Raw genomic sequence first — 17,394 nt, 5'->3', positions numbered from 1 at the left:
GCTGATGTTCGCGATGAAGTCGCGCCGCACCTCGTCGAGGCGGTGCGCCTCGGTGCGGTCGTCGGCGAGCAGCACGACGAACCGCGTGCCGAGCCGGGCGACGCGCACCTGGAGCTGCATCGTCGCGTCGCCGAACGGGCCTCGCGACAGCTCCAGCTCGGCGACGGCGGGCTCGCCGGTGCGACGCACCCGCGAGACGAGTTCCACGAGCTCGGCGTGGGCGAGCATCTGATTGCGCACGAGTCCCATCGCGAGCGCGCCGGAGGTGGCCCGGAGGACGTTGTTCGACGGGTCGAGCACGATCCCCGCCGACTCGAGGACATCGAGCACCTGGTCCACTCCGTCGGGCACGGACGGCGCGACCACGCGCGCGGCGCTCTGGCCGCGGCGCTCGGCCATGTGCAGCACGACCGTGAATCCGGCCCCGAGGAGGATGCCGAAGGCCAGCACGGCCAGCACCGACCAGGTGGAGTCCATGGCTCCAACCCTAGCCGCGCCGGTCAGCCCGCAATCGCCGTCCGCGTCCGCCGCGAGGGGTAGGTTGGGGAGTGTTCAGCAGCACGGCACCTGCCGTTCACCTTCGACGGCGAGGATGTCGCACGCCGGTTCCAGACCGGTCGTCCCGCGTGCCCGCGCGGGAGCACGAGACCATCGGAGGGTCAATCGCATGCGTGAGGTGTTCCAGCAGGAACTGCGCGAGGTCCAGGACGGCCTCGTCGAGATCGCGACGCTCGTCGCCGAGGCCATCGAGAAGGCGATTCGTGCCTTCAACGAATCGAACGTGAGCCTCGCGGAGGAGGTCATCGCCGACGACCACCTGATCGACCAGCGGGCGCAGGCCCTCGACGAGCTCGCCATCACGATCCTCGCGCGCCAGCAGCCGGTCGCCCGCGACCTGCGGATCACCGTCAGCGCGCTGCGCATCTCGGCGTCGCTCGAGCGCATGGGCGACATGGCCACGCACATCTCGCAGCTCGCGCGGTACCGCTTCCCCGACAAGGTCGTGCCGAAGTCGCTGCGCCCGACCTTCGCCGAGATGGGCGCGCTCGACGTCGAGATCGCGAAGGTCCTCGTCGAGCTGCTCCGCACGGAGGACGTCAAGCTCGCGGAGGAGATCCGCAACGAGGACGACAAGGTCGACGCCCTGCACCTCGCGGTGTTCGACAAGGTGCTCGGCGAGACGTGGAAGGGCGAGGCCGTCGACACCGTCGACGCGACCCTCGCGAGCCGCTACCACGAGCGGTTCGCCGACCACGCCGTCTCGATCGCGAAGAAGGTCCAGTACCTCGCCACGGGCGACTGGGTGCCCGAGCCGGTCTGATCGGCGGCTCCCCGCAGACGAACCGAGGGCCGAGCGGATGGCACATCCGCTCGGCCCTCGCCGTATCGCCGGGCGGCGCTACTTCTTGCCCTGCGCCGCGACCGCGGCCGCGCCGGCCTCGGCGGCCTCGGGATCGAGGTACTCGCCCGGCTTCGTCGGCATGAAGTCGTCGCCGAGCTCGTAGACCAGCGGGATGCCCGTGGGGATGTTGAGCCCCGCGATGTCGTCGTCCGAGATCCCGTCGAGGTGCTTGACCAGCGCGCGCAGCGAGTTGCCGTGCGCGGCGACGAGGACGGTCTTCCCGGTCTTCAGGTCGGGGATGATGTCGGACTCCCAGTAGGGGAGCATGCGCGCGATGACGTCCTTCAGGCACTCCGTGCGCGGCAGCTCGTCGTCCGCCAGGTCGGCGTAGCGCGGGTCGCCGACCTGCGACCACTCGGCGTCGTCGTCGAGCACGGGCGGCGGCACGTCGAACGAGCGGCGCCACAGCATGAACTGCTCCTGGCCGTACTTCTCGAGGGTGTCGGCCTTGTCGAGCCCCTGCAGCGCCCCGTAGTGGCGCTCGTTCAGGCGCCACGAGCGGCGGACGGGGATCCAGAGGCGATCCGCCGCCTCCAGCGCGAGGTCCGCGGTCTGGATGGCGCGCGTGAGCACCGACGTGTGCAGCACGTCGGGCAGCATGCCCTTCTCGGCGAGGAGCTCGCCCGCGCGCTTGGCCTCGGCGCGGCCGGTCTCGCTGAGCCGGACGTCGACCCAGCCGGTGAACAGGTTCTTCTGGTTCCAGTCGCTCTGGCCGTGGCGCAGCAGCACGAGGGTGTAGACCATGCGCCCCAGCCTAGCGGCGCGCCTGCGGGGCCTCACGGGGCTCGTCCTCGCGTGACGCGGACGGTCGTCCGGGGGCGGGCGGACGCGACCTGGCGCCGGGCTGCGAGACTTGGGGCATGCCGGTCGGATCCATCACGCGTGGCACGACGAACACGAACCGCCTGCGCCGCGTCGACCGCTGGATCGCGGAGCAGCCCGCGTTCCGGCGGGCCCCCGACCCGCTCGTCGTCGACCTCGGGTTCGGGGCCAGCGGCGCGACCGCGTTCGAGCTGGCCGCGCGGCTCCGTCGCGCACGGCCCGACGTGCGGGTGCTGGGCCTCGAGATCGACCCGGACCGGGTGCGGACCGCCGAGGCCCAGGCCGCGGCGGTCCGAGCCGGGCGGACGCCGTTCGACCCCGACCTCCCGGTGACGTTCGGCCTCGGCGGCTTCGAGGTGCCGGTTCGGGGCGACGCCTCCCCCGCCGTCATCCGCGCGTTCAACGTGCTGCGGCAGTACGACGAGTCCGAGGTCGCCGCGGCCTGGGAGCGCATGGTCGGACGACTGGCCCCGGGCGGGCTCCTCGTCGAGGGCACGTGCGACGAACTGGGCCGGGTCGCGAGCTGGGTGGGCGTGACCGCCGACGGGCCCCGCACGTTCACCGTGAGCCTGCGCCTGACGGACCTGGAGGCGCCGTCGCTCGTGGCGGAGCGGCTGCCGAAGGCGCTCATCCACCGGAACGTGGCCGGCGAGCGCGTGCACGACCTGCTCGTCGCCCTCGACCGCGCGTGGCGCGTGCATGCGCCGCTGTCGGTCTACGGACCGTCGCAGCGGTGGATCGCCGCGGCCCGCGAGCTGCGGGAGTCGGGGTGGCCGGTGCACGGCGGGGTGCGGCGCTGGCGACTCGGCGAGCTCACGGTGGACTGGGCGGCCGTCGCTCCCCGGTGACGGGGCGTCGCCGACGCGGTCAGTCCTCCGGGAGCAGCGAGCGCGCCTCGTCGAGGCCGACGCCCGTCGCCGTCAACAGGTCGACCAGGTACGGGCGCAGGGCGGCGAGCACGTTCCGCTCGCCCTGCGACCCCTCGGGCAGGATCGCGGCGGGATCGAGGTGCCGGAGGATCTCGACGAAGCCCTGGCGGGCCACGGGCTGCTGCGAGACGTCCCGGAGCGAGTCGTCGAGCACCTGCGCCGCGAGGCCGATCCGCGAGACGAGGTCGGCGACCTCGGGACGCGCGACCCCGTCCCGGAGCAGCCAGTCGACCCGGCGCGCGACCACCCTCAGGTTGCGCGTCGCGAGGTCGACGCCCGACAGCATGACCCGCTGCCGGTCGAGGTCGAAGCGGCGGCGTCGGACGATCGGCGAGATCCTCGCGATCGCGAGGCCCGAGTCGACGCTCGCGGTCCATGCCTCGACGAGGGGCCCGGTCGACCGCGCGCGGGACAGCGCGCGGCCGGCGGCATCCGCGTCGCCCGCGCGGAGCGCCGCCGACAGCGCCCGGAGGATCCCGACGTGCTCGCCGAGCAGCCGTCGGCCGTCGCGCAGGGCCGCGCGCCGGGGATCGCGCGGGATGATCGCGGTCGCGAGCAGGGCGAACGCGCCGCCCACGACGGCATCGAGCGTGCGGACGAAGGGGCCTCCGTCGGGTGCGGGCACCAGCATGACCAGCGAGCACTGCACGGCCGCCGCGATCGCGAACGCCGCGTTCGGCGAGAGGAAGCGCGCGACGGCGAGCGTCGCCGCGAGCGCCGCGGCGTACTGCAGCAGGCCGGGCCCCGCGGCCAGGAGCAGCGCCTCGGCAAGCGCGATGCCGAGCGTCATCGCGACGACCGTCTCGAGCACCCGGATCGGACGCGCGTCGCGGACGAACCCGAGCGAGGTGATCGCGACGAGCGCGGCGATGAGCGGTTGCTCGTGCCCGAGGACGTATCGCGCGAACGCGTACGCGGCCAAGGCGGTCACGGTGATCTGCAGGATCGCGGGCATCGAGTCCCGCATGCGCCGGGCGCCGGCCGCGATTCGGCCGCGCAGTTCGCCCGGCCCGGCGGTCATGGGCGGATGCCGAGCCTCGGCAGCCGCGGAACCTCGATCGCCGGTGCCGAGCCGGCGGGCACGACCTCGACCTGGGCGGCCGCCACGTCGACGCCGTGGCTCTCGACGATCAGCTCGAGGTCGGCGGGCACGGCGCGCTTGACCACGGCGAGCGCGATCGGTCCCAGCTCGTGGTGCATGGCCGACGAGGTGACGGCGCCGACGGCGCGCCGTTCGGGCTCCTCGCCGGGGGCAGGCTCGGGCCGCTGCTTCAGGCCGACGACCCGGTCACCCGGCTTCGGGAGGATCGTGTCGCTCCCGTCGAGGTGCAGCATGACGAGCCGGCGCGGCGGACGGCCGAGGTTCACGACCTTCGCGACCGTCTCCTGCCCCCGGTAGCAGCCCTTGTTCAGGTCGACCGCGCTGCGCAGCCAGTCGAGCTCGTGCGGCAGGGTGCGCTCGTCGACCTCGGTCGCGAAGCGCGGACGCCACGCCGCGATCCGCAGGGCCTCCAGGGCGAGTGCGCCCGCGACCTCTACCTCGCCGGACCGCACGGAGCTCGCCAGGTCGATGAGCGACGCGCGGGGCACGACGGCCTCGACCAGACGCCACGTGGCGCCGGCGTGACCCGCCTCGGGCGCGTATCCGTAGCCGTCGGGGATGACCCGTCGCCACGGGTCGACCCAGGTCAGCGCCCCCGCGGGCAACGCGACCGGGAAGTCGTCGTCCGCAGGCATCGCGGCGACGACCGCGAGCTCGTCGGAGAGGTCGGCCACCTCGACCCGCAGCATGAAGCGCATGCGGTCGAGCCACGATGCGAGCGCCGGGGCGGCGGCGCCCTCGACGACGAGCAGGGTCCGCTCGCCGTCGTCGACCGCGTGCACGGCGTGCTCGACGTGGCCCGACGCATCCAGGAAGAGGGCCTCGGCGCTCTCGCCGGGCTGCAGCCGGTCGAGCGAGCGGCTGGCCATCGAGTTCAGCCACGACCGTCGGTCGGGGCCCGACACGGCCACGACGCCCCGGTCGGACAGGTCGACGATCGCGCGACCCTGCTCGAGTCGGCGCTGCTCGCGCATCGGGTCGCCGTAGTGCGCCGCGACGCCGACGTCCGGCGGGTCGCCGACCACCGCGCCAGGCAGGGCGAGGAAGGGCGAACCCGACATCAGTCGACCTTCGCGAGCCGCGCGGACGCGTGCGTGCGCAGATCCTGCCCGAGCGCCGCGATGTCCCAGGCCCAGAGCAGGTGCCCCTCGACCAGCCCGTAGAGCCGGGTCGCCGCGGCGTACTCCTTCGCGCCCGCCGCACGCATGACCGCGTCGGTGGCGAGGTCGATCCGGGGGCCCTTGACCTGGCCGAGGTACAGCTCGCTCACGCCGCCCGGGTGCACCAGGGCGACCTCGAGGTCGAAGCCGCCGTCGGCGTTGCGCAGGGTCTCCACCGATTCGGCGTCGGTGTAGCGGGGCGTGCCCACGGCGGGGAGCATGCCCGGCCCCGGGTCGCCCTGGCCGAGCGGCCGGGCGAGCCGCCAGTAGCCGGTCTCGGACGCGAGGGCCGTCGGCTCGCCGCCCTCCTCGGTCGGGAACAGCCACGTCGACGAGGAGTAGTTCAGGTACGGGGTCCCGTCGTGGCTGAAGCTCACGCGCTGGCCGAACTCGTGCGTGACGGACTCGTCGCCGACCGCGTAGTCGAGCACCCCCGAGCCCTCCCAGACGCCGATGAGCCAGGAGAGCGGAACGAGCTCCGCGGGCAGGTCGACCGGCAGCTCGATCACGGTCTAGCGCTGCCCCTTGAAGAGCTTGTAGACGACCACGCCGCTGATCCAGGCGATCGTGAGGCTCGCGAGACCGAGCAGGCCGAGGTAGAAGAGTTCGAGCGCGAGCAGCGAGTCCATGCTGCGAGTCTACCCGGTGGTCAGCCGAGCACCGGGACCAGCAGGAGCGCCCCGACCGCGACGACGATGACGGCGCCCGCGATCGACGCGCTGGCCCGGCCGAGGTAGCCGTGCGGACGTCGCGAGGCGAGCTGCAGCAGGAGCGCGGCGATGATCGAGAACGCGAGCACGATGCCGAGCACCGCGAGCGCGGCATAGGGCCCGGCGTCCTGGAACCACCGGTGCTGTCCGCCCCACGCGAACCCCACGACGATGCCGGTGCCGACGAGGGCGATCGCCCAGGTGATCGGCGCACCCCATCGGACGAGGCCGGTCGGCGCCTCCTCGTGCTGCTGCGTCCCGTCCGTCGCCATCTTCCGTCCCACGCCGTTCGTCGTCCCGTAGTATTGACCGCACCTTACTACTGGAGGGTGTGCGTGGCGCAGCTGCTGATCCTGACGCCGGCAGCCAACGACGACGTTCTCCCGGCACTGTCACTCCTGACCCATCGGGTGCGCGTCATCCCCGCGTCGCCCGACCAGCTGGTGCGCGCCCCCGACGCCGACCTCGTCTTCCTCGATGCCCGGACGAACCTCGCAGGGACGAAGGCGCTCGCGCAGATCCTCCGCACGACCGGGCTCTCCGTGCCCCTGATCCTCGTGGTCACCGAGGGCGGGCTCACCGCCGTCACGCCCGACTGGGGCATCGACGACGTCATCCTCGAAGCAGCCGGTCCGGCGGAGATCGACGCCCGGATCCGGCTCGCGCTCGGCCGCGCGCAGGCCTCGCAGCCCGCTGAGCGCATCCAGACCTCCGGTGTCGTCATCGACGAGGCGAGCTACTCGGCCAAGGTGCACGGGCGCACCCTCGACCTCACCTACAAGGAGTTCGAGCTGCTGCGCTTCCTCGCCGCGCACCCGTCGCGGGTCTTCACGCGCGAGCAGCTGCTCAGCGAGGTGTGGGGCTACGACTACTTCGGCGGCACGCGGACGGTCGACGTGCACGTGCGCCGGCTGCGGGCCAAGCTCGGCGACCTCGACAGCCTCATCGGCACGGTGCGCAACGTGGGCTACCGCTTCAACGTCCACGAGGAGGACGAGCAGGACGCGGACCTCACCACCCGGTGACGTCCCCTTCACCCCGGCGACATGCCCCGGTGGCATGATGTGGGGATGACCGCGGAGAGCACCCTCGACGACGACCGCACGGCGAGCGACTTCGACGACGACTTCGAGCCGCTCGACACCGATGGCGCGCCGGAACTGCTCGCCGAACGGTACCTCGATCGCGAACTCAGCTGGCTCGCGTTCAACCAGCGCGTGCTCGAGCTCGCCGAGGACCCGAGGCTGCCGGTCCTCGAACGCGCCAACTTCCTGGCGATCTTCGCGTCGAACCTCGACGAGTTCTTCATGGTGCGCGTGGCCGGCCTGAAGCGCCGCATCAACACCGGGCTCGCCGTGCCCACGAACGTCGGGCGGACCCCGCACGAGGTGCTCTCCGACATCTCGCAGAAGGCGCATGAGCTGCAGGCCCGCCACGCGGCCGCCTACCAGGAGCTCGTCAAGCCCGCGCTGGCCGAGGCCGGCATCCGCATCGTCTCGTGGAGCGAGCTCGCCGAGGGCGAGCGCGAGCACCTGCACGAGTACTTCAGCGGCCAGATCTTCCCGGTGCTCATGCCGCTGGCGGTCGACCCGGCCCATCCGTTCCCCTACATCTCCGGACTCTCGCTGAACCTCTCCGTCCGGGTCCGGAACAGCCGGACCGGCCGCCAGGAGTTCGCGCGCGTCAAGGTGCCCCAGATGCTCCCGCGGTTCGTGCGCGTCGACGCGTCCGAATCGGTCGAGGATGCCAGGTACGTCGCGCTCGAGGAGCTCATCGCGAACCACCTCGGCGACCTGTTCCCGGGCATGGAGGTGCTCGACCACCACGTCTTCCGCGTCACCCGCAACGAGGACGTCGAGATCGAGGAGGACGAGACCGAGAACCTGATCAAGGCGCTCGAGAAGGAACTCCTGCGCCGACGGTTCGGCCCGCCCATCCGCCTCGAGATCTCGGACGACATGGACGACGTGACGCTCGGCCTGCTCGTGCGCGAGCTGGACGTCACCGAGCAGGAGGTCTACGTCCTCCCCTCGCCGCTCGACCTCGGCGGGCTGTTCGACCTCGTCCGGCTCGACCGGCCCGAGCTGCACTACCCCACGCACGTCCCGGCGACGAACCTGCAGCTGCAGCCGTCCGAGCCGAACCGACGGGCCGACATCTTCGCGGCCGTCGCCGAGCAGGACGTCCTGCTGCACCACCCCTACGAGTCGTTCGCGACGAGCGTGCAGGCCTTCCTCGAGCAGGCGGCCGACGACCCCGACGTGCTCGCCATCAAGCAGACCCTGTACCGGACCTCCGGCGACAGCCCCATCGTCGAGGCGCTCATCGACGCGGCGGAAGCGGGCAAGCAGGTGCTCGCGCTCGTCGAGATCAAGGCGCGGTTCGACGAGCAGGCGAACATCAGCTGGGCCCGCAAGCTCGAGAAGTCCGGCGTGCACGTGGTCTACGGCCTGGTGGGGCTGAAGACCCACTGCAAGCTCGCGCTCGTCATCCGGCAGGAGAAGGACGGGCTCAAGCACTACAGCCACATCGGCACGGGCAACTACAACCCGAAGACGAGCCGGATCTACGAGGACCTCGGCCTCCTCACCGCCGACGACCAGGTCGGCAAGGACCTCACGCGCCTGTTCAACGAGCTCTCGGGCTACGCGATCGAGAAGAAGTTCAAGCGGCTGCTGGTCGCGCCGCTCCACCTGCGGAAGGGGCTGCTGAAGCTCATCTCGCAGGAGACGCGGAATGCGCAGGAGGGCAGGCCCTCGGGCATCCGGATCAAGGTGAATTCCATGGTCGACGAGGCGATCATCGACGGGCTGTACCGCGCGTCGAACGCCGGCGTGCCCGTGGAGATCTGGGTGCGCGGCATCTGCAGCCTGCGGCCGGGGATCCCCGGGCTCAGTGAGAACATCCGGGTGCGCTCCATCCTCGGTCGGTACCTGGAGCACTCGCGCATCTTCTCGTTCCACAACGACGGCGACCCGGTCGTGTACATCGGCTCGGCCGACATGATGCACCGCAACCTCGATCGCCGCGTCGAGGCGCTCGTCCGCCTGACCGACGGCGACCACATCGCCGCGATCGGCGAGCTGTTCGACGAGGCGATGGACGAGCGCACGAGCTCCTGGTGGCTCGGCGGCGACGGCGACTGGGTCCGGCACTCGACCGACGATGCCGGACGGCCCCTCGAGGACCTCCAGCACCAGCGGATCCAGCGGGTCGCCCAGCGCAGCTCGCGCGCGGCCCAGCGCAAGACGCGATCGGCGAAGCGGCGATGAGCCGGGTCGCGACCGCCGTCTACGCTGCCGGCGCGGTCTGCTGGCGCCTGATCGACGGGCGCGTCCACGTGCTGCTCGTGCACCGCACGGTGTACGGCGACGTCACCATCCCGAAGGGCAAGGTCGACCCCGGCGAGACGCTGCCGCAGACGGCCGTGCGCGAGATCGCCGAGGAGACCGGCCTGGGCATCGCCCTCGGCGTGCCCGTGGGCGTCTCCCGGTATCCGCTGCCGAGCGGGCGCGAGAAGATCGTGCACTACTGGGCCGCGCACGTCTCGGAGAAGGCCGTGCAGGCCTCGACGTTCCGTCCGAACTCCGAGATCGCCGCACTCGAGTGGGTCACCGTCAAGCGCGCCCGTTCCTACCTGACCTACGAGCCCGATCGCGAGATCCTCGACAACTTCGCCGCCCTCCTCGAGCAGGGCGTGACCGACACCTTCGCGCTCATCGTGCTCCGGCACGGCAAGGCGCGGGCCCGGGGCTCGTGGGACGGCGACGACGCCTCGCGCCCGCTCGTCGACCGCGGGGTCACCCAGGCGGCCGGACTCGTCGAGACGCTGCGCGCGTGGGCGCCGAAGAAGATCGTGTCGAGCCCGGCCGTGCGCTGCGCGACGACCGTCGCCCCCCTCTCGGCGGCGACCGGGATCCCGATCAAGCGCGACGACGGGATCAGCCAGGACACCTGGGAGGCGGGGGACGACGAGGTGCGACGGGTCATCGGCAAGCGCGTGCGAGTCGGGAAGACCGCGGTCGTGTGCAGCCACGGGCCGGTGCTGCCGGAGATCATGCGCGAGATCGCGCTGGCGACGGGCACGCCGCTCGGCTCCTACGTCTCGGACGCGGCGACCCTCGAAGTCGGTGCGTTCAGCGTCGTGCACCTCTCTGCCACGAACCCGTCGTCCGGGATCATCGCGATCGAGACGCACGCTCCGGCCGCCTGACGCACACGGCGGACTCCCAGCGTCGCGGCCGGACCCCGACAGGGTCCGTTCACCTCCCGTTCACCACCGTGGGGGACGCTGGTCACGCACGCTGGTTAGCGTCGCAGGCGGGTCGGCACCCGGCCCGGATCCTGCATTCCAACCCCCGGAAGGGAATCACGTGAACCTCAAGCGTTTCGGCGCGCCCGCTGTCATCGCCATGACCGCGGCGCTCGCGCTCAGCTCCTGCGCGGCGAACGAGGGCGGCTCGACCGACACCGCCGCCTCCGAGTCGACGCTCTCGGGCAACCTGGTCGGCGCCGGTGCGTCGTCGCAGGACTCCGCCCAGCAGGCGTGGATCGCCGGTTTCCAGACCGCGAACCCCGATGTCACGATCAACTACGACCCGACGGGTTCGGGCGCCGGTCGCGACACCTTCCTCTCCGGCGCGAGCGACTTCGCCGGCTCCGACCGCGCGTTCAACGACGAGGAGATCGCCGCGGGCGGCTTCCAGAAGTGCGCGGCCGACACGAGCATCGTCGAGCTCCCGCTCTACATCTCGCCGATCGCCGTGATCTTCAACCTCGAGGGCGTCGACAGCCTCAACCTCGACCCGGAGACCCTCGCGGGCATCTTCGCCGGCGAGATCACCAACTGGAACGACGAGGCGATCGCTGCCACCAACGAGGGCGTCGAGCTTCCCGACCAGGCCATCACGCCGGTCCACCGCTCGGACGACTCGGGCACCACCGAGAACTTCACCGACTACCTCGGTGCGGCCGCGCCCGACGTGTGGACCTACGAGGCCGACGGCGAGTGGCCGTTCGAGGGCGGCGAGGGCGCCCAGGGCACCTCGGGCGTCGTCGACGCGGTGACCAACGGCACCGGCACCATCGGCTACGCCGACGCGTCGCGCGCCGGTGACCTCGGCACCGTCGCGGTCGGCGTCGGCGGCGAGTTCGTCGAGTACTCGCCCGAGGCCGCTGCGGCGATCGTCGACGCGTCGCCCTTCGTCGAGGGGCGCGACGAGCACGACCTCGCGATCGAGCTCGACCGCACCTCGGAGGAGGCCGGCGTCTACCCGATCGTCCTGGTCAGCTACCTCGTCGCCTGCCAGCAGTACGCCGAGACCGACAACGTCGAGCTCGTGAAGTCGTACCTCTCCTACATCGCCAGCCCCGAGGGCCAGGACACCGCGGCCGAGTCCGCCGGTTCCGCGCCGATCTCCGACTCGCTCCGCGAGAAGGTCACGGCGGCGATCGACTCGATCCAGTAATGCGACTCGTGCCCGGTCCGGCCGTTCCCGAGAAGGAACGCCGGGCCGGGCACGGCCGTGCCATCAGTACCACGACCGGAGGATCACCCCGATGACCACCGCCACGACGCCGATCAGGGCGAAGCAGCGCCCCGGCGACCGCGTCTTCTCCAGCTCGGCCGTGTTCGCCGGCTCGATGATCCTCGTGACGCTCGCCGCGGTCGCGACGTTCCTCATCGTCCAGAGCATCCCGGCGCTCTTCGCGAGCGGCGAAGACGCCTCGATCCTCGACTCCAACTTCTGGGCCTACGTCGGGCCGCTCGTGTTCGGCACGATCTGGTCGGCGTTCCTCGCCCTGCTCATGGCCGTGCCGGTCTCCATCGGCATCGCCCTCTTCATCTCGCACTACGCGCCGCGACGCCTCGCCGCGGTGCTGGGCTACATCGTCGACCTGCTCGCCGCGGTGCCGTCGGTCGTGTTCGGGCTCTGGGGTATCGGGGTCCTGGCCCCGGCCGTGCAGCCCGTCTACACGTGGCTCGTCGACAACATGGGCTGGTTCCCGCTCTTCGCCGGACCGGTCTCCGGCACCGGACGCACCATCCTCACCGCCTCGATCGTCCTCGCCGTGATGGTCATCCCGATCATCACGGCCATCTGCCGCGAGGTGTTCCTGCAGACGCCCGTGCTGCACGAGGAGGCGGCGCTCGCGCTCGGCGCGACCCGGTGGGAGATGATCCGCACCGCCGTCCTCCCCTTCGGGCGCCCGGGCATCATCTCCGCCTCGGTCCTCGGCCTCGGCCGCGCACTCGGCGAGACGATGGCGGTCGCCATGGTGCTCTCGGCGACGGGCGCCGTCACCTTCGAGCTGCTGACCTCGGTCAACCCGTCGACCATCGCGGCCAACATCGCCCTGAGCTTCCCCGAGGCGTACGGCATCAACGTCAACGTCCTCATCGCGACGGGCCTCATCCTCTTCATCGTCACCTTCGCGGTGAACGCGATCGCCCGCTGGATCGTGGCCCGCCGCGCCGAGTTCTCGGGAGCGAACTGATGACCACGACGATCACCCCTCCTGAGACCCGCGGGCCGTCGTCCGCGCCCATCAGCAACTCGCTGACCGCCGGCAAGCTGCCGAACGCCACCCCGTGGATCGTGCTCGGCGCGAGCGTCATCGTCTCCGCCGGCCTGTTCGGCGTGCTCGCCTTCGCCGGTGCCGAGTTCAACTGGGCCGGCATGTTCATCATCGCGGCCATCGTCTACGTGGTCACGATCACGCTGATCTCGCGGCTGGTCGAGGGCTCGCGCCGGGCCACCGACCGGTTCGTGACGGCGCTGGTGACCGGCGCCTTCCTGCTCGCGATGATCCCGCTCGTGTCGCTCGCGATCACCGTCATCACGTTCGGACTGAACCGCTTCGACGCCGAGTTCTTCACGTACTCGATGCGCAATGTCACCGGCGAGGGCGGCGGCATCGTGCACGCCATCATCGGCACGCTCGAGATGACCGGCACCGCCGCGCTCATCTCGATCCCGATCGGCCTGATGACCTCGATCTACCTCGTCGAGTACGGCCGCGGACGGCTGGCGCAGGGCATCACGTTCCTGGTCGACGTCATGACCGGCATCCCCTCGATCGTCGCGGGCCTGTTCGCCTACGCGCTCTTCGCGATCTTCTGGGGCCCCGGCACGCGCACCGGCATCGCCGGCGCGGTCGCGCTCGCGGTGCTCATGATCCCGGTCGTGGTGCGCTCCAGCGAGGAGATGCTTCGGCTGGTGCCGAACGAGTTGCGCGAGGCGTCCTTCGCGCTCGGCGTGCCGAAGTGGCTGACGATCGTCAAGGTCGTGCTGCCCACGTCGATCGCCGGCATCACGACCGGCGTCATGCTCGCGATCGCGCGCGTCATCGGCGAGACCGCCCCGCTGCTCATCGCCGCGGGCTTCACCAACAGCGTGAACTACGACATGTTCGAGGGGCGCATGCAGTCGCTCCCGGTCTTCGTCTACACGCAGTACGCCAACCAGGGGAACCCGCCCGAGGCGTACCTCGACCGCGCGTGGGCCGCCGCGCTCACCCTCATCCTCATCGTCATGGCGCTGAACCTGATCGCCCGCCTCGTCTCGCGGTTCTTCGCCCCGAAGTACGGTCGCTGACCGCCAACCCCCAGTAAGGAAACGTCGTGTCCAAGCGAATCGAGGTCAAGGACCTCAACGTCTACTACTCCAAGTTCCTGGCGGTCGAGGGCGTCTCCCTCGAGATCGAGCCCCGGAGCGTCACCGCGTTCATCGGCCCGTCGGGCTGCGGCAAGTCCACGTTCCTGCGCACCCTGAATCGCATGCACGAGGTCATCCCCGGCGCGCGCGTCGAGGGCGAGGTGCTCATCGACGGCAACAACCTCTACGACCCCGAGGTCGACCCGGTGCTCGTGCGCCGTCAGGTCGGCATGGTGTTCCAGCGTCCGAACCCGTTCCCGACGATGTCGATCAAGGAGAACGTGCTCGCGGGCGTGAAGCTCAACAACAAGCGCATCTCGAAGTCGGACGCCGACGACCTCGTCGAGACGTCGCTGCGCGGCGCGAACCTCTGGGAAGAGGTCAAGGACCGTCTCGACCGTCCCGGGTCGGGCCTGTCGGGCGGCCAGCAGCAGCGCCTCTGCATCGCGCGCGCCATCGCGGTCTCGCCCGAGGTCATCCTCATGGACGAGCCGTGCTCGGCCCTCGACCCGATCTCGACGCTCGCCATCGAGGACCTCATCGAGGACCTCAAGAAGGACTACACGATCGTGATCGTGACCCACAACATGCAGCAGGCGAGCCGCGTGTCCGACAAGACCGCGTTCTTCAACATCGCGGGCACCGGCAAGCCGGGCAAGCTGATCGAGTACGACGAGACGACCACGATCTTCTCGAACCCGTCCGAGAAGTCGACCGAGGACTACGTCTCGGGTCGCTTCGGCTGATCGACACCGCGGCATCGACGGCCCGGTCCCCGCTCGGGGGCCGGGCCGTCGTCGTCGCGTCCCGGTTCGCGCGGGCGCGGTCGCGCGTGCTCGGTCGCGCCGGCTCGGTCGCGCCGGCTCAGTCGCGCGGGCTCAGTCGCGCGGGCTCAGCAGGTACGCGTTGAACTCCGCGGTCGCCTCGAGGTCGACCGGCATGGGCTCGCCGTCGAGCTCGGCGATCGGCGCCGCCATCCGCACGCTCGAGACCAGCCACGCGGCATCCGCGCCGCGCAGGTCGTCGACCGTCAGGTCGCGGTACTCGACCGTCGCGCCCTGCTGCTCGAGGTGGGCGAAGATGCTCCGCTGGGTGGTGCCGTGCAGGATGCCGGCGGCGGGCGGCGGCGTGACGACCACGTCGCCGAGCCGCGCGAGCAGGCTCGACGTCGGCCCCTCGAGGACGTACCCGTCGGACGAGACGTAGATCGCGTCGTCGGCGCCGCGACGCTTCGCCTCGCGGATCGCCGCCATGTTCGACGCGTAGCTCAGCGTCTTCGCGCCGAGCAGCAGCCACGGCGCCTGCTCGCCCGCGCCCCGTGCGACGCCGCGACCGAGCGTGACGGCGCGGAGGCCCTGCTCGCGCTGCGCGCGGAAGTCGGCACCGGGTGTCACGTGCACCCAGCCGGTGGGCGTCGTGCCCGGGTCGAGCCCCCGGCTCAGCGCGATCTTGAGGGCGAACTCCCCCGCCGCCGGGACCCGCTCGGCGGCGCGCTGGATGATCAGGCGCCACTGTTCCAGGTTCGGCTCGGGAAGCTCCGTCAGGCGCGCCGAGTTGGCCAGCCGAGCCAGGTGCGGTCCGACCTCCTGCACGTGACCATCGACGACGGCGAGCGTCTCGAAGACGCCGTCCCCGCGATGCGGAGCGAAGTCGTTCACGGCGAGCGCCGGCGCCCCGGGTTCGATCTCCCGGAAGGACGCCTCCAGGAACTCCGTTGACGCGTCGACCGGAAGGGGGTCGACGAGGAACGAGACGGTGTCGGCCATGCCCCGATGCTACGCCGCGGGGGTCGCCCACGGCAGGTGCGGCACGGCTCCGCCGCGTCGCCCGTGCTCGGGTGTCGCACGCGGGCATGGAGATGGCCGGCCGCAGAACGCCTCTCGGCGCGAGGCCGCTCGTAGCGGCGAGATTTGGAGCCCGGGGTTACTGCGACCGGCCACGAAGAGTCTAAACGAGGTGACCTGGGAACCTATTCCCGAGGCTCGCCCGGCGCGCGGTCCGGGCGTGTCGATCGGATGGCACAGCCCGGTGCCCGGTCAGTCGAGGCTGTCGTGCCGCCAGAGGCGGGCGCACGCCGCGAACTCCTCGGCGAGCGCCGAGAGTCGCAGCGCGCGCTGGGTGAGCCGGCCCGGCCGGTCGGCGTGGACGGCGTCGGTGGCATCCGCGTCGTCGGCGAGGCTCGCGAAGCCGGTCGAGGCGACGCGGCAGAACGCTCCGGCCCGCTCGAGCGCGGCCGCGAAGTCGCCCGCGAAGGCGCCGCGCAGGATGGTGTCGGCGAGGTCGCGGATCTCGGCCGGACCGGCGGGGATCGCCGCACCGGCGACCACCTGGTCGATGGTGTGCGAGACCTCCGTGCCGCGCTGGAATGCGAGGCTGACGCCCTGCGAGTCCTGCCGGATCATCGTGCGGAGGAGGTAGAGCCGCCAGAGCGCGCCGGGCAGGCTCTTCGGCGAGGCCTGCGACCACAGTTCCGCGATCGCGTCGATCCCGTGCTCGTCGGCGTACGAGACGAGTCGGGCGACGATCTCCGGGTCGGGGTCGGCGCGCACGCGTGAGAGCACCGCCGCCGCGGTGTCGTGCGCGACGCGACTGACCTGCGCCGGGTCCTCGGCGCCGAGGTACCCCTCGAACATGCTCGGCGGGAAGCGCGTGGGGCGGTGGAAGTCTGCGGCCATCGCGCACACGATACCCCTCGATGCTGCAACCCGGGTTGGGGTTCCGCGGTCAGCGGATCGTGCGGTCGAAGGGTCGGGCTCGATCGGGAACGGCATCCTGCACAAGCTCGGTCCGCCAGGTTGCGCCCACCCGCTCGTACGTGACGATGGCGTGGCAGTTGCGACACCGCACATCGCATTTCGCGATCTCGGCGCTCACTCTCCGCCACGAGTACGCCGCCTTCGCGAGCCTCCGATGGTGCTCCAAGTTCTCCGCGTAGTACCGTCGCGCTCTCGCGGAGTTGCACTCCCGGCACACGGATTGACGCCCGTCGACGGATCGCGCACGCACGTTGAAGGCGGTCGCGGGGAGCGATCGACCGCACGTCGGACAGGTCTTCATGCGCATCCTTCCGTGTGCATGAATCGACGCTAGAGGTTGCTGCCGACACTGCGTCGAACGCTCGCCCCGAGCGCCGGGAGTGGCGTTCGCGGGCTGTTATGGTGGACTCGCCCCTATAGCTCAGTTGGTTAGAGCAACGGACTTCAACAGAACACAGGAGCGTCATCGCAGAAATGCGGTGGATGGACGCCGCTATATGCTGGAACACCCTGAGAGCCCGAGGTACTCGCCGTATCGGCAGTGACAATCCGAGGGATTGGGCGATCAGCAGGTAACCGAGAGGGAACCTCAGAGACTACACGCGGCGCACCTGACCGGTCCGGCCGAAGGTGAAGATATAGTCCAGACTGCAAGCCGCTCGTCGGTGGCTGGGGAAACTCAGTGCAGCAGGTTAATCCGTGGGTCCAGGGTTCGAGTCCCTGTGGGGGCACTGTCGCGGGCGGGGGCACTGTCGCGGCCGACGGGGTGCGGCCTCGTACCCCCCGGAAGGCCGAGGTCGCGGCGACATCGCGGGCATCCGGTGCGCGTCGTCCCGGAATGGGAGCTGGGCACGG

The 17,394-nt window shown here is 71.2% G+C and carries 17 protein-coding genes; 9 read left to right on the top strand and 8 right to left on the bottom strand.

What is annotated here, in order from left to right:
- The coding region (locus ABME01_RS02975) for a sensor histidine kinase family protein (RefSeq protein WP_495532340.1) at nucleotides 1-477 on the bottom strand (477 nt) is incomplete at its 3' end.
- Between the two features lie 190 nt (nucleotides 478-667).
- On the opposite strand from ABME01_RS02975, the gene phoU reads away from it, so the two are divergent.
- Nucleotides 668-1,321, top strand: a complete 654-nt coding sequence (phoU, locus tag ABME01_RS02970) for a phosphate signaling complex protein PhoU (protein WP_353826857.1) — start codon at nucleotides 668-670, stop codon at nucleotides 1,319-1,321.
- A 78-nt stretch (nucleotides 1,322-1,399) separates the two neighbouring features.
- Here phoU and ABME01_RS02965 read toward each other — a convergent pair whose 3' ends face one another.
- The gene (locus ABME01_RS02965; RefSeq protein ID WP_353826856.1) at nucleotides 1,400-2,146 is read right to left on the bottom strand and encodes a phosphoglyceromutase; all 747 of its coding nucleotides are present in this window, start codon (nucleotides 2,144-2,146) and stop codon (nucleotides 1,400-1,402) included.
- A gap of 116 nt (nucleotides 2,147-2,262) precedes the next feature.
- Between ABME01_RS02965 and ABME01_RS02960 the strand changes: the two genes are divergently transcribed.
- The gene (locus tag ABME01_RS02960) at nucleotides 2,263-3,072 is read left to right on the top strand and encodes a class I SAM-dependent methyltransferase (protein ID WP_353826855.1); all 810 of its coding nucleotides are present in this window, start codon (nucleotides 2,263-2,265) and stop codon (nucleotides 3,070-3,072) included.
- A 19-nt stretch (nucleotides 3,073-3,091) separates the two neighbouring features.
- Here ABME01_RS02960 and ABME01_RS02955 read toward each other — a convergent pair whose 3' ends face one another.
- The 4 genes from ABME01_RS02955 to ABME01_RS02940 all read right to left on the bottom strand — a co-directional run bounded on the left by ABME01_RS02955 (nucleotide 3,092) and on the right by ABME01_RS02940 (nucleotide 6,397).
- The gene (locus tag ABME01_RS02955; RefSeq protein WP_353826854.1) at nucleotides 3,092-4,174 is read right to left on the bottom strand and encodes an FUSC family protein; all 1,083 of its coding nucleotides are present in this window, start codon (nucleotides 4,172-4,174) and stop codon (nucleotides 3,092-3,094) included.
- Nucleotides 4,171-5,316 (bottom strand): CAF17-like 4Fe-4S cluster assembly/insertion protein YgfZ, encoded by a 1,146-nt coding sequence (gene ygfZ, locus ABME01_RS02950; RefSeq protein ID WP_353826853.1) that lies wholly within the window; start codon nucleotides 5,314-5,316, stop codon nucleotides 4,171-4,173. The genes ABME01_RS02955 and ygfZ overlap by 4 nt, the downstream gene beginning before the upstream one ends.
- A complete protein-coding gene (locus tag ABME01_RS02945; RefSeq protein ID WP_353826852.1) occupies nucleotides 5,316-5,924 on the bottom strand; it encodes a nitrobindin family protein in 609 nt (202 codons plus the stop codon). Before ABME01_RS02945 ends, ygfZ begins: the two co-directional genes overlap by 1 nt.
- A 140-nt stretch (nucleotides 5,925-6,064) precedes the next feature.
- Nucleotides 6,065-6,397: a hypothetical protein gene (locus ABME01_RS02940; protein WP_353826851.1), complete on the bottom strand. Its 333-nt coding sequence runs from the start codon at nucleotides 6,395-6,397 to the stop codon at nucleotides 6,065-6,067.
- Between the two features lie 63 nt (nucleotides 6,398-6,460).
- On the opposite strand from ABME01_RS02940, the gene ABME01_RS02935 reads away from it, so the two are divergent.
- The 7 genes from ABME01_RS02935 (at nucleotide 6,461) to pstB (ending at nucleotide 14,529) form a co-directional block, all read left to right on the top strand.
- On the top strand, nucleotides 6,461-7,150 hold the full coding sequence (locus tag ABME01_RS02935; RefSeq protein WP_353826850.1) for a response regulator transcription factor: 690 nt from the start codon (nucleotides 6,461-6,463) through the stop codon (nucleotides 7,148-7,150).
- 45 nt (nucleotides 7,151-7,195) lie between these two features.
- Nucleotides 7,196-9,397 carry an RNA degradosome polyphosphate kinase gene (locus tag ABME01_RS02930; RefSeq protein ID WP_353826849.1) on the top strand — a complete coding sequence of 734 codons (2,202 nt, stop codon included), beginning with the start codon at nucleotides 7,196-7,198 and terminating at the stop codon, nucleotides 9,395-9,397.
- Nucleotides 9,394-10,338, top strand: a complete 945-nt coding sequence (locus ABME01_RS02925) for an NUDIX hydrolase (RefSeq protein WP_353826848.1) — start codon at nucleotides 9,394-9,396, stop codon at nucleotides 10,336-10,338. Before ABME01_RS02930 ends, ABME01_RS02925 begins: the two co-directional genes overlap by 4 nt.
- Before the next feature lie 160 nt (nucleotides 10,339-10,498).
- Complete coding sequence (locus ABME01_RS02920) at nucleotides 10,499-11,593, top strand: phosphate ABC transporter substrate-binding protein PstS (protein WP_436407388.1); 1,095 nt, start codon at nucleotides 10,499-10,501, stop codon at nucleotides 11,591-11,593.
- Nucleotides 11,594-11,684: 91 nt separating this feature from the next.
- Nucleotides 11,685-12,623, top strand: coding sequence for a phosphate ABC transporter permease subunit PstC (gene pstC / locus ABME01_RS02915; RefSeq protein WP_353826847.1), 939 nt, complete (start codon nucleotides 11,685-11,687; stop codon nucleotides 12,621-12,623).
- Nucleotides 12,623-13,723, top strand: a complete 1,101-nt coding sequence (pstA, locus tag ABME01_RS02910; RefSeq protein ID WP_353826846.1) for a phosphate ABC transporter permease PstA — start codon at nucleotides 12,623-12,625, stop codon at nucleotides 13,721-13,723. The genes pstC and pstA overlap by 1 nt, the downstream gene beginning before the upstream one ends.
- A gap of 26 nt (nucleotides 13,724-13,749) precedes the next feature.
- Nucleotides 13,750-14,529, top strand: a complete 780-nt coding sequence (gene pstB / locus ABME01_RS02905) for a phosphate ABC transporter ATP-binding protein PstB (RefSeq protein WP_353826845.1) — start codon at nucleotides 13,750-13,752, stop codon at nucleotides 14,527-14,529.
- A 132-nt stretch (nucleotides 14,530-14,661) separates the two neighbouring features.
- Here the strand turns inward: pstB and ABME01_RS02900 are convergent, their stop codons facing one another.
- Nucleotides 14,662-15,549, bottom strand: a complete 888-nt coding sequence (locus tag ABME01_RS02900; protein ID WP_353826844.1) for an aminodeoxychorismate lyase — start codon at nucleotides 15,547-15,549, stop codon at nucleotides 14,662-14,664.
- A 270-nt stretch (nucleotides 15,550-15,819) separates the two neighbouring features.
- The gene (locus tag ABME01_RS02895) at nucleotides 15,820-16,458 is read right to left on the bottom strand and encodes a DNA-directed RNA polymerase subunit beta (protein WP_353826843.1); all 639 of its coding nucleotides are present in this window, start codon (nucleotides 16,456-16,458) and stop codon (nucleotides 15,820-15,822) included.
- Nucleotides 16,459-17,394: the final 936 nt, after the last annotated feature.

Source organism: Agromyces litoreus (assembly GCF_040496015.1).
GTDB classification, from domain to species: domain Bacteria; phylum Actinomycetota; class Actinomycetes; order Actinomycetales; family Microbacteriaceae; genus Agromyces; species Agromyces litoreus.
This window is presented reverse-complemented; position numbering and strand designations above follow the sequence as displayed.

What these genes read in the sequence shown, in the direction of transcription:
- phoU (WP_353826857.1), top strand. Translation starts at nt 668, where the DNA reads ATGCGTGAGGTGTTCCAGCAGGAACTGCGCGAGGTCCAGGACGGCCTC.
- ABME01_RS02965 (WP_353826856.1), bottom strand. Translation starts at nt 2,146, where the DNA reads ATGGTCTACACCCTCGTGCTGCTGCGCCACGGCCAGAGCGACTGGAAC.
- ABME01_RS02960 (WP_353826855.1), top strand. Translation starts at nt 2,263, where the DNA reads ATGCCGGTCGGATCCATCACGCGTGGCACGACGAACACGAACCGCCTG.
- ABME01_RS02955 (WP_353826854.1), bottom strand. Translation starts at nt 4,174, where the DNA reads ATGACCGCCGGGCCGGGCGAACTGCGCGGCCGAATCGCGGCCGGCGCC.
- ygfZ (WP_353826853.1), bottom strand. Translation starts at nt 5,316, where the DNA reads ATGTCGGGTTCGCCCTTCCTCGCCCTGCCTGGCGCGGTGGTCGGCGAC.
- ABME01_RS02940 (WP_353826851.1), bottom strand. Translation starts at nt 6,397, where the DNA reads ATGGCGACGGACGGGACGCAGCAGCACGAGGAGGCGCCGACCGGCCTC.
- ABME01_RS02930 (WP_353826849.1), top strand. Translation starts at nt 7,196, where the DNA reads ATGACCGCGGAGAGCACCCTCGACGACGACCGCACGGCGAGCGACTTC.
- ABME01_RS02925 (WP_353826848.1), top strand. Translation starts at nt 9,394, where the DNA reads ATGAGCCGGGTCGCGACCGCCGTCTACGCTGCCGGCGCGGTCTGCTGG.
- pstC (WP_353826847.1), top strand. Translation starts at nt 11,685, where the DNA reads ATGACCACCGCCACGACGCCGATCAGGGCGAAGCAGCGCCCCGGCGAC.
- pstA (WP_353826846.1), top strand. Translation starts at nt 12,623, where the DNA reads ATGACCACGACGATCACCCCTCCTGAGACCCGCGGGCCGTCGTCCGCG.
- ABME01_RS02900 (WP_353826844.1), bottom strand. Translation starts at nt 15,549, where the DNA reads ATGGCCGACACCGTCTCGTTCCTCGTCGACCCCCTTCCGGTCGACGCG.
- ABME01_RS02895 (WP_353826843.1), bottom strand. Translation starts at nt 16,458, where the DNA reads ATGGCCGCAGACTTCCACCGCCCCACGCGCTTCCCGCCGAGCATGTTC.